The following is a 12,993-nucleotide window of genomic DNA, read 5'->3' on the forward strand; positions in this document are numbered from 1 at the left end:
CTGATCATGGCCGAACACCCGCTGCTCCCGACCCGACCGCACACCTCCCGGACCTACGCCGACTGGGTCCGCGCCCACGACCCCGGCGCCGAACCGGCCGCGGTCGCGCTGCTCGACGGGTCCGGCCGGGAACTGGCCCGCCGGACCGACCACCCCGGCCGGTTCGTCGACGACGCCGGGCGACGGGCCCGGCAGCTGCCACCGGCCCATCTGCCCTGGTTCTGGGACACCATGGGCCACTGGCTGCTCACCCTCGCCCCCCGCGCCGCCGCCCGCTGCCACACCCTGGCGCGCACCGCCGAAGCCGTGCACCGGCCCCCGGTCGACCCCCAATGGCACCGCGCCAACACCCTGCTCTTCGCCCGGCACGGCGCCCTCTCCGCCACCGCCCTCGGCGGACACCAGCCCTGGCTCGCCCGGCACCTCGAACCCCGGGCCGCCCACCGGGAGTACACGGCCGTCCTGGAGGCCTGGGCGGCCTCACCGGGAGCCCTGCCCGCCGACCTGGCCCGCCGGATCCGCGACTCGGCCCGCGCCGCCGGACTGGGCCCGGAGGAGGAGGCCCGGATCCTGACCGGACTGCTGACCGCCGCCCCCGGCAAGGCCCTCCCCGACCGGCTGCTCGACTCCGCCGCCGCACTCCTCGCCGGCCACCCGCCCGAGGACCCCGCGCGCGCCCGGCTCCTCGACCTGTTCCCGTCCTCCCGCACCGACGCGGCCGGCTGGCTGCGGATCCTCATCACCTCCGGCGCCGCCGACGCCGCGGCCGCCGGCCGGATCGACCCCGAGGGCGGGCTCGCCGACTGGCTGCGGCGCTACACCCGCGCCTACTCCCACCGCCCCTCCGGCGGGGGAGTGGTCCGCCAGCAGATGCCCGCCGAACTCCTCGACCTGGTCACCCGGTTCGCCCCGCGGCTGCGGGCCGCCGGCACACCGGTCCGGCTGCACGAGGACCGCTACCGGTACCACCACCTGGACGCCGACCTGCTGGACCTGTGCCTCGCCGAGGGCATCCCGGTCGAGGACCCGGGCGCCGGCGTCCGGCTGGAGTTCTGGGGAGACCGCTCCCGGCGCGATCTGACCGCCCTCGCCGCCGACCCGGTGTTCGGCCCCCGGCTGGAGGGCACCGTGCACGCCGCCCGCACCGGACCCGGCACCGCCATCACCAGTCTCCCGCTCAACCCCGGCATCGCCGCGGAGGTGCACGGCCGGATCGAGAGCCTGCTCGGCGCGCTCCGGGGCGGCGGCCTGGCCGCCGCCGACGAGGCCGTCGGGGAACTCGCCGAACTCCTCGACCGGCCCACCGCGACCGCCCTGGACGGCATCGAGGAGGCCCTGGCCGCCCTCGACCTGACCGGCCCGCTGGCCCGCACCCTGCGCGCCGGGATCCCCGAGGAACTCGGCTGGCCCGCCCTGGAGGAAGCCCTCGCCGGATTCCCCGACCCGGCCGCCGTCAAGGTCACCTGCACCTGGCCGGTGCTCACCCTCTACGGCTCCGGGCGCGCCGTCGCGGTGGACCACCGGGGCCCGCGCGGCGACTGCGCCTACGAACTGCCCGAGGCCGCCACCGCGCACAGCGCCCACTGGGCCGGCGGCCGCTTCCTGATCGCCTGGACCGAGAACGACCGGCACGACTGGGGAGAGCGCGCCTTCTGGTCCGACCGGCCCCAGGAGGTCTTCGAACCCGCGGCACAGCTCGGGCTGCGCCCCTACGGGGGCACCATCCAGGGCGGCCTGGGCTTCCAGTTCGCCACCCCCGACGGCACCGGCCGGTACGACGGGCAGACGGTGCTGCGGCCCGGCGGCCGGGAGGGCATCGGCTCCCGGGACCTCCAGCTGAGCGACGGCCGCAACCACTGGAGCGCCGAGGTGTTCCACTCCGCCCGGACCTGGGCCCGGCTCGACCCGCACACCGGCGCCCCCGGGACGCCCGGCGCCCCGGCCCTGCCCGCCTTCTTCTCCGCCGCCGGGGACCGGCCCGGTATGGAGCCCTATCCGGACGGCCACACCCTGGCCGAACTCCCGCCCGGCGCACCGCGCTCCCCGCTCGGCCAGACCGGCCGGCTGGTCGGCTGCCGGGTCTTCAACCACGCCCCGTGGAGCGGGTTCTCGCCCCGCGAGTTCCTGCTGGAGTCCGTCGACGGCCGGACCGCCCGCTACCGCAGCCGCCGCTGGGGGCGCCGCCCCTGGGGCATCCTCGCCCTGCCGGCCGGCGGCGAGGACGCCGTCCTCGCCGGGGAGTTCACCGTCCGCTGCCACTCCGCCACCGACAACTCGCTGCTCTGGCAGGTCCAGGGCTTCCCCGGCTCCGACCAGGAGCGGCTCCCGGCCCCCACGCTGGGCGCCGGAGCGGGCCCGGTCCCGCCGCCCGCCTTCTGGCACTTCCTCACCCCCCGCGACGAGACCGCCTCCCGCACCCTCCGGTCCCTCCCCGACACCACCGCGGCGGAACTGCTGACCGCCGCCCTGACGACGACGGACACCGGCCCGGCCGACACCGGCTGCACCGACACCGGCCCGGACGGCGCCCTGGCCCGGGCGCTGCCCGCCGGGCTGGCCGACCCCCGGATCCGGGCCGGAGTGGAACGGGCCGCCCGGCTGGCCGCCGAGGTGCTGCTCAGGCGCCGGGAGCTCTCCCGCCGGGTCGCCCTGCTGCGCTCCGGCCCGGTGGTCGAGCTGCCCCACCCCGTCCCCGACACCGTCCTCGCCCCCGCCCTCGACGGACTCCTCGCCGAACCCCCGGTCCACCGGCGGAGGGCGTCCCCGGCCCACCCCGCCCTGCTCACCGCCATCGCCGCCGACGGCCGCCATCTGCGCGGGGAGATCGACGAGGAGACCCGGCGGCTCGCCCGCCCCGCCGCCCCGGCAGCCGACTGGACCGCGCTCACCGGCCGGATCGACGCCGTCGTCTGGCGGGCCGTCACCGCCACCACCGCGCCGGAGGAACGCGCCGCCCTGACCGCCCTGCTGGAGCTGTGGCCGGGCCAGCCGGTGGCCGAACCTGGCCGGGCCTGGCGCACCGGACGGGCCTCCGAGGAGGCCCTCAACGCCCACCGGTCCGCCGGCCTCCGCCTCGCCGCCGCCGAAGCCGAGGGCGGCCGGGCCCGCTTCCTCCAGCCGGCCGAGGACCCGGAACCGGCCGGCACCGAGGAGCCGGAGACCTTCCCCACCACCCGGGACGACCGCTCCCGGCTGCCCCTCCTGCTCGGTCTTCTGGCGGACCGGGGGCCGCTTCCCGTGGACCCCGGTGCGGTGGACCTGTTCGCCCGGCGCACCGGGGTCCGCCGGCCCGTCGCCGCGCTGGTCCTCGGCGGACTCCCGGACCGGCGGAACCCCGAGGAACAGCGGAAGCTGCTGCGCTCCGCCCCGTACAGGGCGGACCAGGGGGCGGCCCGCCAGTACGCCGAGGACTGCCGCCGGCTCGGCCCGGCCGGCCGGCGCGCCGTGCTCGCCGCGGCCGTGCCCGAGGACCCGGCCGAGCTGTGGGCCCCCGGCGGGATCCTCGCCGCGGCCGCCCGGATGGCCGAGGTCTGGACCGCACTGCTGGGGGCGGTGCCCTCCGTGGACGAGGAGCTGGCCGCGGCCGTCCAGACCGAGCTGGGCCTCCCGGACGACTGGGCGGCCGCCCTCCCGGCCGGCACCGTCCCGGCCGGCGACCCCTGCCTGGGCCGGGACGGCTTCGTCCTCGTCGGGAACACCGGCGGCGGCCTCAACCTGCACCACGCCGGGCCCGACGGCACCCCCGGCGGCTGGGTGTTCTCCGGTCCCGCCCACCGGGCGGCCGCCTCGGCGGTGGTCTGGGCGCTGACCGAGCGCCCGGTCGGCGACCCGGCCGCCGCCGGGGCCCGCCTCCTGTGGTCCCGGCTCCGGGAGGTGCTCGACGATCCCGCCACCCTGGTGCCCTTCCCCGGCCGCTACCGGGCCCTGGCCCGGGCGGTCCCCGAGGACCCGGGGTTCACCCCCTACCGGGGGCGGGTGCTGCCCGCACCGCCCCCGGCCCGGGAACCGGCGCCGGAGCCCTCCACCGCCTGGGACGACGGCCTGTTCGTGGTGTCCGTGCCGGCCGGAGACGTCTTCCTGCGTCCGGCCGCCCTCGCCGACCCGGGCGCCCTGGACCGCGCCGACCGGTTCTGCGCCGCCGCCGGGGACGGCGGCCCGGCGGAGGCGGCCCGCCGCCACCGGGAGCTCTTCGAGGGCATCGAGCGGCTGGTCCGCCGCTCCGAGAACACCCCGGTGCCGGCCGGCCGCTACGAGACCGACCCGGCCGCGGCGGTGCCGGAACTGCTGGCCGAGGCGGCCCGGACCCTCGGCACGGGAGCGGACGCCGCCGCCCTGTACCTCCAGGTCCTCGCGCTGGCCGCGCCCACCGACCGGGCCGTCCGCCGGTGGAACGGCTGGTCCCCGGCCCGCCACAAGGCGGCCCAGGCCGAACTCACCGCCGTGGGGGCGCTGGTCGCCGACCGGCGGGCCCGGGCCGGGCGCGGGCTGTTCGCGCCGGGGGCGTGGACCGGGGCCAAGGCCCCGTACCTTCCGCTGGAGACGGCCAAACTGGCCGTCCATCTGGCCGTGGCCGCCCACTCGGGCCTGCGGACCCCGCTGCTGCGGCTGCTCGCCCCGCGCCCGGTCCACGAACTCTTCGCCCTGGCCTGGGAGGAGGCGCACGGGACCCGGTAGGACACCCTGGTCAGGGAGTGGTGAGGACGACCAGGCGCCGGGTGGCGCGGGTCATCGCCACATAGTGGTCCACGGCCCCCTCCACCCCTTCCCCGAAGGCCTCCGGGTCGATCAGGACGACCAGGTCGAACTCCAGGCCCTTGGACAGCTCGGGGGTGAGCGCCCGGACCCGCGCCGACCGCCGGACCGCGGGCCCGCCGGCGTCGCGGCCCCCGGCGGAGATGACGCAGGCGGTGCCCTCGGCGTTCTCGGCGAGCCAGGTCCCGAGGACGGAGTCCAGGTCCCCGGTGGAGCCGTGCAGGACGGGGATGCCGGTGCGGCGGACCGAGGAGGGCACGTTGGCGTCCGGGAGCACGGCCCGGATCACCGGCGCGGCCTCCGCCATGACCTCCTCCGGGGTCCGGTAGTTGACGCTCAGCGAGGAGACCGTGATCCGGTCGAGCCCGGCGCGTTCCAGCCGTTCCCGCCACGAGCCGGTGAAGCCGTGCCGGGCCTGGGCGCGGTCGCCGACCACGGTGAAGCTCCGGGAGGGGCAGCGGCGCAGCAGCATCCGCCACTCGGCGTCGGTGAGCTCCTGCGCCTCGTCCACGACGATATGGGCGAATGGGCCGGCCAGCCGGTCCGGGTCCGGCATCGCGTCCTCGTCGACCAGGGCCTCCTGGAGGTCGTGGCCGCGCAGCATGCCGAGGGCGCCCTCGCTCTCGTCGATCACCGTGTTCTGCAGCAGGCTGTCGATGGCCTCGGCCCGGCGGGCCCGTTCGGCGGCGGCGGTGGCCCGGTGCCGGCGGGCGCGTTCGGCGGCACCGGGGTCCCCGAGCCGCTGCCGGGCGGCGTCCAGGAGCGGCAGGTCGGACACGGTCCAGGCCTGCGGGTCCGCGCGCCGCAGCAGCCGGGCCTGCTCGGGGGTGAGCCAGGGGGCGCACCTGCGGAGATAGGCGGGCACCGTCCACAGGTCGCCGACCAGATCGGTGGGCTCCAGCATCGGCCAGGCCCGGTGGAGGGCCCGGATCAGGTCCCGGTCCTGGAGCAGGGACCTGCGCAGCAGGTCGGCCGGGACGCCACTGTCGTCCTTGTCCGTCAGGAGGGAGGCGAGTTCCTCCAGGATCTGCTCGCGGGCCTCGTTGTGCGGGGTGCCGGGTTCCACCGCGGCGAAGGCGGTGGCCCAGTCCTCCGGGTCCAGCGGGATGTCGGACCAGTGGGTGGAGACGGTCATGCCCTCGGCGGGCGGTTCCTCGTAGAGGGCCACGGCCGGTTCGACGGCCTCCACCAGCCGCGCGGAGGCCTTCAGCCGGGCGGCCTCCGGGTCGGGTTCCGGGCCCGCCGCGGCCCCCTCGGGCACCAGGTCGCGCAGGGTGCAGGTGCGTACGCCCTCCTCGCCCAGGCTGGGCAGCACATCGGAGACGTACGCCAGATAGGGCTGGTGCGGGCCGACGAACAGCACCCCGCCCCGGCGGTGTCCCAGGCGCGGGTCGGAGTAGAGGAGGTGGGCGGTGCGGTGCAGGGCGACGACGGTCTTGCCGGTGCCCGGGCCGCCGTCGACGACGAGGGTGCCGCGGGAGCCGGCCCGGATGACGGCGTCCTGGTCGGCCTGGATGGTGGCGAGGACGTCCCGCATCCGGTCGGACCGGCTGCCGCCCAGGCCGGCGATGAACGCGGACTGGTCGTCGAGGGCCGCGTGCCCTTCGAGGCCGTCGGCGGTGAACACCTCGTCCCAGTAGTCGCTGATCCGGCCGCGGGCCCAGCGGTACCGGCGGCGGCTCGCCAGCCCCATGGGGTCTGCGTGGGTGGCGGCGAAGAACGGTTCGGCGGCGGGGGAGCGCCAGTCCAGCAGCAGTCGGCGGCCGGTGCTGTCGGTGAGGCCCAGACGGCCGATGTACACCGGATCGGAGCCGTCCGCGGGGACGGCGCGGCCCAGGCACAGGTCCAGCCCGAACCGGCGCAGGGTGCGCAGCCGCCCGGTCAGCCGGTGGATCTCGGTGTCCCGGTCCATGGCCTCGCGGCCGATTCCGCCGGGTGCCCGGCGGGCGGCGTCCAGCAGCGCGGACAGTTCGGCGACCGACTCGGCGAGGGTCCGGGCGACGGCGGCGAAGTGGATCTCGTCGAGGGCGGTGAGTGCCGGGTCGGCCTTGGCGGAGAGCCGGTCGGGCAGCTCGAACGCGCTCGCGGCCGGCTGTTCCGTCGTGGGGGTATGCAACGCGTGAATCTCCGATTCCTGCAGCTTGTGGGCTCGGTCGGCGATTCTGCGGCACGGTGGGGGCCTTGCGGCAAGCCCCCTGTCGGGCTATAACTTGAGAGTGGCGAGAGGTGGTTGCACCCTCTCGCCTCTGTCGTTTCCGGAAGGATCCTTCGTTCCGGCGGGCGGCCGGGCCGGGGCCTGGGGCCCCGGGCCGGCCGTGCCGTCCGGGTCGGGTCGGTGTCGGCGCCGGTCGGGCGGCCTCACTCGTCCCCGTGCCGTCCGGGTCCGGCCGGTCGGGCCGGGCGCCTCGGCGTCGGGATCGCGGGAGCCGGGCCGGGGTACCGGCACGGACCTCCGCGCGTTCGTACGGGGCGGATCGCGCCCCTCATGCGGCCACCGGCAGCGGGGCGGCGGAGCGCGCCTTGAGGTGGCCGCGGAGGGTGAAGCCCTCGGCGGCGGCCTCCCAGCGGCTCAGCGGCACACCGGAGGAGAGGATGCGGCGGGCCGACATGTGGTCGGCCGGCCGGTTCACCGACTCGACCGCGATCAGTTCCTCCGCCCGGAACAGCAGGACGGAGAAGGCGCCGGCCGGGTCCCCCAGGACCAGCTGGGAGTCGTGGCCCGGGCCGAGCCCGGCGATCTGCAGGGTGGTGGTGAACTGGCCGCTCCAGAACCAGGGCAGGTCCGCGTAGTCCCGGACGGTGCCGGTGATCCGGTCGGCCACCAGCCGGGCCTGGTCCACGGCGTTCTGCACCGACTCCACGCGCAGCCGCCCGTCGGCCCGCGGGTGCGGGAAGACGGCGCAGTCGCCGACCGCCGAGATCCGCGGATCGGCCGTCAGCAGCCGGGAGTCGACGACGATCCCGCCGGCCACCGCCAGTCCGGCCGCCTCGGCGAGCTCGGTGCAGGGGGTGGCCCCGGCGCCGACCAGCACCAGGTCGGCGGGCAGCAGCCGGCCGTCGGTCAGTTCCACCGCGGCCACCCGGCCCGAGCCGTCGTCCAGGAAGCCGGCGACCCCCTGGCCGAACACCAGGTCGTTGCCGCGCTCCCGGTGCAGCCGGGTGAAGTGCTCGGCGGTGGTGGCGGTGGTGATCCGGGCCAGCGGCCGGTCCAGGGCCTCCACCACCGTCACCCGGTGCCCGAGCTCGCGGGCGGCCGCGGCGAATTCGAGTCCGATGAAACCGCCGCCGACCACGACCACGGCGGTGGCCGCCGACAGGTCCGCGCGGAGGGCGTCCGCGTCGGCCAGGGTCCGCAGGGTCCGGACCCCGCGCAGCCCGGACCCGGTCACCGGCAGCGTCCGGGGGCGGGACCCGGTCGCCAGGACCAGGTGGTCGTAGGAGTGGGAGGTGCCGTCCGCGAGGCGGACGGTGCGGGCCTCCCGGTCGAGGGCCACCGCCGTACCGGTGACCCGTTCGACGGCGTTGCGTTCGAAGAAGGTGTCCGAGCGCAGCAGCAGCCCGCTCTCGTCCACCTCCCCCTTCAGATAGGCCTTGGACAGCGGCGGCCGCTCATAGGGCAGCACGCCCTCGTCGCCGATCAGGGTGATCCGGCCCTGGTGGCCGGCATCGCGCAGGGAGGCCGCCGTCTGCAGCCCCGCCTGTCCGGCGCCGATGACGAGGACCTCGCCGGAGCCGCCGCCGATGGCCGCCGCGCTCACCGGTACTGCCGCTCGGGCAGCCGGACGATCAGCCCGTCCAGTGCGTCGGTGACGGTCAGCTGGCAGCTCAGCCGGCTGTTCGGCTCCCGGGTGCAGGCGGTGAAGTCGAGCATCTCGTCCTCCTCCGTCTCCGGCTCGGCCAGCTTCTCCAGGCTGTCCGGAGCGACGTAGACGTGGCAGCTGCCGCACTGGGCGTAGCCGCCGCACTGGCCGACGATGCCGGCGACGTCGTTGGCGACGGCGCCCCGCATGACGCTGGTGCCCAGGGGCAGGTCGAGGGTCGTCTCCAGACTCCGGTCGGCGGTGACATAGGTGATCTTGGGCATGGGTGCTCCTGGATGGCCGGTGGCGGGTGCGGTGCGGTGCGCTCCTTCTGGCCATGACGTTAGGAACACGCCATATCGACCGGATACCGATGCGCTATCGGCCGGTTCCACCCGGCCACCGGACCTCCAGGACCCCCTCCGCCCGGCCGGACGGGCAGACCGCCCGGCCGGACGGTCAGACCGTGGCCAGCTGCGGGATCAGCCGCAGCGCGTTGTCGTGGTACACCCCGCGCAGCTGCTCCGGGGTGAACGACGGATCGGCGTCCAGCGCCGGCAGCGCCAGCCCCGTCACCGTGTCGCCCGGAGCGGCCGGCCAGTCCGTGCCGAACAGCACCCGCTCGGCCGGAACCAGGCCGAGCAGGGTCGCGGCCGGGGCCATCGGCCCGGCGGTGTCGTAGTAGAACCGCCGCAGGTGGTCGCGGACCGCCGAGGGCTCCACCGGCGGCTCGCAGAACCGCCCCAGCGCCTCGATCCGGTTCGCGATGTACGGCAGGAACCCGCCCCCGTGCGGCAGCACCACCGAGATGTCCGGGAACCGGTCCAGGGTCCGATGGCTGATCATGTTCACCGCGGCCCGGGTGGTGTCCAGCAGGAAGTCGCACATGAAGTTCGGGATGCCCGGCACCGCCGTCGAACCGGGCGCGCAGCCCGGCAGGTTGTGCGGATGGGTGTCCACCACCGCCCGGTGCTCGTTCAGCTCCGCGAAGATCCGGTCGTAGGACGGGTCCCCGAGGTAGACGCCCCCGTGGTTCGCCGTCACGTTCACGCCCACCGCGCCCAGCTGGCCCAGGCCCCGGCGGATCGCCCAGGACGAGGCCTCCTGGTCCTCCAGGAACAGCGGCACGTAGTACGAGAAGCGGCCCGGGTGCGCGGCGGCCGCCTCGGCCATCGACCGGAGGGTGATCGTCACGGCCTCCCGCAGCTGCGCCGAGGAGCGGTAGCGGGCCGGCAGCATCGGCTTCAGCACGGCCGTGGTGATCCCGGCCCGGTCCATGAAGGCGACCGCCGCCCCCAGGTCCTGCCGCGCCCAGGGCGGCAGCTGGCCGGGCTTGACCAGCTCGTGGCGTTCGGCCCACTCCCGCCACTCCGGGGCGCAGTAGTGGTGGTGCATGTCGATCTTCGGCTGGGCCCGGTGCCCGGAGCCGTCCCGGCCCGGGGCCGCGGTGCCCACCGCGGAGATGTGCACCTCCTCCAAGGGCATCCCCGGCAGGCGCAGTTCGTAGGTGCTCGAAGACTGCTGCATCCGGTCAGCCGCCCTTCACCGCGGTGGCCGGCACGACCGGCACGACCGGCACGACCGGCGCGACCGGCACGGACAGCGGCACCGCGTCCGGTCCGGCGCCCGGCCGCAGGTCCGGTTCCAGGACCAGCTGGAGCCGCTCCAGCCCCCGGAATGCGGCCACCGGCCCCTTGAGCCAGGCGCCCCCGGCCTCCCGGGGGTCCGCCAGTTCCATCTCCGGGAACTCCCGCAGCAGCGAGGCCAGCGCGACCTCCAGCTCCAGCCGGGCCAGCGGGGCGCCCAGACAGTAGTGGGTGCCGTGTCCGAAGCCCAGGTGGGAGCCCTGGAGCCCCTCGCGGGTCACGTCCAGCACGTCGGGGGAGTCGAACTTCTCCGGATCCCGGTTCGCCGAGGAGATCGCGATCTGCACCAGGGACCCCTTGGGGATCACCGTGCCACGGATCTCCGCGTCCTCGGTGGCGTACCGGAAGGTGGAGGTCTCCACCGATCCCTCGAACCGGAGCATCTCCTCCACCGCCCCCGGGATCAGCGACGGATCGCGGCGCAGCCGTGCCGCCTGCTCGGGGTGCAGCAGCAGATCCAGGACGGAGTTCCCGATCTGGTACGCGGTCGTCTTGTGCCCGGCGAAGAACAGCACCCACAGCGAGGACACCAGGTCCGCGTCGTCCAGGGCCTCCTCCGCGCGGATCAGGTCGCTGAGGAAACTGTCCGAGGGGTTGGCCCGGGTGTGCTCGATCAGCCGGGTCAGCCGGGCCTGGAGCCATTCCTCGGCCGCCCGCAGCTCCGCCTTCTTCGACGGGTCGAAACGGGACCGGGTCACCACCCCGAACTGCCCCAGGATCTCCGGGCGGTCCGCCTCCACGATCCCCATCAGCTCGCACAGCACCGCGATGGGCAGCGGGAACGCGAACGCCGACATCAGGTCCACCGGACGGGACTTGCGGCATTCCCGCAGCAGCTGCTCGGCGATCTCGGTGACCCGGGGCCGCATCAGCTCCACCCGCCGGGGGGTGAACGCACTGCGCAGGCTGCGCCGCAGCCGGGTGTGCCGCGGCGGGTCCGAGAACAGCACGTTGTCGTCGAGGGCGTCGAAGAAGCTCCCGTACACGGCGTGGTACGTGTCGATCGCCCCGCGCATGTCCTTGCTGAACCGGGGGTCCGACAGGGCGTCCCGCGCATCGTCGTAACGGGTGATCAGATAGGTGGGGACCCCGTGCGCCGGGGTCAGCGGGCACACCGGCGCCTGCTCGCGCAGCGCCGCGTAGACCGGATGCGGACAGCTCCGGTACTCCGGCGCCCCCCGGGACACCGCCGACACCAGCTCCCGGAGGTCACCGCCACCGCCGCCGCCCGGTGACGGCTTCCGCACCGCGTCCGGATCCGTGTTCAGCTCCGCCATGTTCCGTACCCTCCGCACGCTCCGGGCCATCGAGTCCTCTGCGGTCACACCGGTTCCCCGGGCGGCCCTCCCGCGAAACGGCAGCGCCGCGTTCGGGTGAGCACCTCTGGTCCGACCGGGGGTACCGCCGTCAGCCGTCCGGTCCGCCCGTGTGGCGGGCCCGTCCGGCCGCTGCCCAAGCTGCTCGTGCGGCCGGCCCGGTACGCCGCACCGGCCCCGGCCCCACGGACCCCGGAACCTCCGGACCCTCCCGAGCCCCGACGCCTCCCAAGGAGCCCGCGCATGGCCCGACAGCTCGCCCTGGCCCTCACCGCCGCCGCCTCGCTCGCCCTCGCGGCCGCCGCCGGACCCGCCACCGCGGCGGCTCCCCTGGCCGCCGACCAGGGGAAGGCGGCGGCCGACCGGGCCGCCGTCTACCGCGCCACCGCCCCCTTCCACCGGCACGCCGCAGCGGTCCGCGCCGGATACGTGCCGGACAAGTACTGCGTCGCCGACCGGGCCGGATCGGGCGCCCTCGGCTACCCGCACTTCAACCACGCCCTGGACAACTCGGTGGACCCGAAGAAGCCCGCCGCCCTCTACTACGAGGACGACGGGCGCGGCGGGAAACGCCTGGTGGGCGTCCAGTGGCTGGTCTACGACCGGGACCAGGACCCGGCCACCGCCGACGACCGCCCCAGCATGTTCGGCACCGCCTTCAAGGGCCCGAACCGAGGGAACTTCCCGGGCCAGCCGGTGCACTACTCCCTGCACCTGTGGCTGTGGAAGAAGAACCCCGCCGGGGTCCACGCCACCTTCAACCGGGCGGTCACCTGTCTGCCGGGCACCACCCGGCCCCAGCCGCAGCAGCCCCAGCAGCCCCAGCAGTCGTAGCAGCGGCCTCAGCAGCCGCCGCAGTTGTAGTAGACGACGTCCCAGTGGTTGCCCTCGTCCGCGTAGAGGTTCCCGGACCCGGACCGCCACATCGGGGCGCCGTCCCCGCGCACCCCGGCGTACGCGAAGGTGTTCTTCACGTAGCTGTTCAGACAGGTCCCCTTGGCGAAGTCGAGCTTGTACCCGTTCCAGTGCGAGTAGGTGCCGCTGCCGTGACCGGTCTCGGTGCCGCCGGTGATGTTCAGGGCGCAGCCGGACGCCGACCGCAGGGTCTGCGCCGCCTGCGCACTCGCCAGGTTCAGCTGCTCGAACGAGGTGCAGGACGGGTTGTTGCGGTCGGAGCAGCCGCCGGAGGACGACCAGGTGATCCCCGACTGCCGGAACATCGAGGTCGCCGTCCCATGACTGATCTTGGTGGCGGCCGCGGCCTCGCCCGCCCCGGTGGTGACCAGGGCGGCGCACATCAGGGCGAACACGGTCAGGAACGCCCTGATCCGCGGAATCCTCAGGAGCACGGGCTTGGACACGGGGAACCCCTCCGCTCTACGGCCGTACCGGGCACAGCAGATGGTGCCGCAGAACGCCCGCCGCCCGCCAGGCCGCCTCCCGCCGCCTCCTCCCGCCCCGCGCCCCCCGCCCGGACCC

The 12,993-nt window shown here is 75.7% G+C and carries 8 protein-coding genes; 2 read left to right on the forward strand and 6 right to left on the reverse strand.

Going from position 1 to position 12,993, the window contains the following annotated elements; all coding sequences use genetic code 11:
• The first annotated feature begins 6 nt into the window (after positions 1 to 6).
• Positions 7 to 4,674: a hypothetical protein gene (locus ACZ50K_RS06860; RefSeq protein WP_468898319.1), complete on the forward strand. Its 4,668-nt coding sequence runs from the start codon at positions 7 to 9 to the stop codon at positions 4,672 to 4,674.
• A gap of 10 nt (positions 4,675 to 4,684) precedes the next feature.
• Here the strand turns inward: ACZ50K_RS06860 and helR are convergent, their stop codons facing one another.
• The 5 genes from helR to ACZ50K_RS06885 all read right to left on the reverse strand — a co-directional run bounded on the left by helR (position 4,685) and on the right by ACZ50K_RS06885 (position 11,475).
• Positions 4,685 to 6,868: an RNA polymerase recycling motor ATPase HelR gene (gene helR, locus ACZ50K_RS06865; protein WP_468898322.1), complete on the reverse strand. Its 2,184-nt coding sequence runs from the start codon at positions 6,866 to 6,868 to the stop codon at positions 4,685 to 4,687.
• 367 nt (positions 6,869 to 7,235) lie between these two features.
• Complete coding sequence (locus tag ACZ50K_RS06870; protein WP_468898324.1) at positions 7,236 to 8,510, reverse strand: NAD(P)/FAD-dependent oxidoreductase; 1,275 nt, start codon at positions 8,508 to 8,510, stop codon at positions 7,236 to 7,238.
• Positions 8,507 to 8,836, reverse strand: a complete 330-nt coding sequence (locus ACZ50K_RS06875) for a 2Fe-2S iron-sulfur cluster-binding protein (protein ID WP_468898327.1) — start codon at positions 8,834 to 8,836, stop codon at positions 8,507 to 8,509. The genes ACZ50K_RS06870 and ACZ50K_RS06875 overlap by 4 nt, the downstream gene beginning before the upstream one ends.
• Before the next feature lie 175 nt (positions 8,837 to 9,011).
• Positions 9,012 to 10,079 carry an amidohydrolase family protein gene (locus ACZ50K_RS06880; RefSeq protein WP_468898329.1) on the reverse strand — a complete coding sequence of 356 codons (1,068 nt, stop codon included), beginning with the start codon at positions 10,077 to 10,079 and terminating at the stop codon, positions 9,012 to 9,014.
• A 4-nt stretch (positions 10,080 to 10,083) separates the two neighbouring features.
• Entirely contained in the window at positions 10,084 to 11,475 is a 1,392-nt protein-coding gene (locus tag ACZ50K_RS06885; RefSeq protein ID WP_468898331.1) for a cytochrome P450 family protein, read from the reverse strand.
• A 282-nt stretch (positions 11,476 to 11,757) separates the two neighbouring features.
• Between ACZ50K_RS06885 and ACZ50K_RS06890 the strand changes: the two genes are divergently transcribed.
• Complete coding sequence (locus ACZ50K_RS06890) at positions 11,758 to 12,348, forward strand: hypothetical protein (RefSeq protein ID WP_468898334.1); 591 nt, start codon at positions 11,758 to 11,760, stop codon at positions 12,346 to 12,348.
• 8 nt (positions 12,349 to 12,356) lie between these two features.
• On the opposite strand, the gene ACZ50K_RS06895 is transcribed toward ACZ50K_RS06890, so the two are convergent.
• Positions 12,357 to 12,812: a hypothetical protein gene (locus ACZ50K_RS06895; protein ID WP_468898512.1), complete on the reverse strand. Its 456-nt coding sequence runs from the start codon at positions 12,810 to 12,812 to the stop codon at positions 12,357 to 12,359.
• Positions 12,813 to 12,993 lie beyond the last annotated feature (181 nt).

Source organism: Streptomyces sp. NPDC033845, from assembly GCF_055576225.1.

Bases quoted from the DNA above. Each gene is read 5' to 3' on its own strand.
- ACZ50K_RS06890 (WP_468898334.1), top strand. From the start codon at position 11,758: ATGGCCCGACAGCTCGCCCTGGCCCTCACCGCCGCCGCCTCGCTCGCC.
- ACZ50K_RS06895 (WP_468898512.1), bottom strand. From the start codon at position 12,812: ATGTGCGCCGCCCTGGTCACCACCGGGGCGGGCGAGGCCGCGGCCGCC.
- ACZ50K_RS06875 (WP_468898327.1), bottom strand. From the start codon at position 8,836: ATGCCCAAGATCACCTATGTCACCGCCGACCGGAGTCTGGAGACGACC.
- ACZ50K_RS06880 (WP_468898329.1), bottom strand. From the start codon at position 10,079: ATGCAGCAGTCTTCGAGCACCTACGAACTGCGCCTGCCGGGGATGCCC.
- ACZ50K_RS06885 (WP_468898331.1), bottom strand. From the start codon at position 11,475: ATGGCGGAGCTGAACACGGATCCGGACGCGGTGCGGAAGCCGTCACCG.
- ACZ50K_RS06860 (WP_468898319.1), top strand. From the start codon at position 7: ATGGCCGAACACCCGCTGCTCCCGACCCGACCGCACACCTCCCGGACC.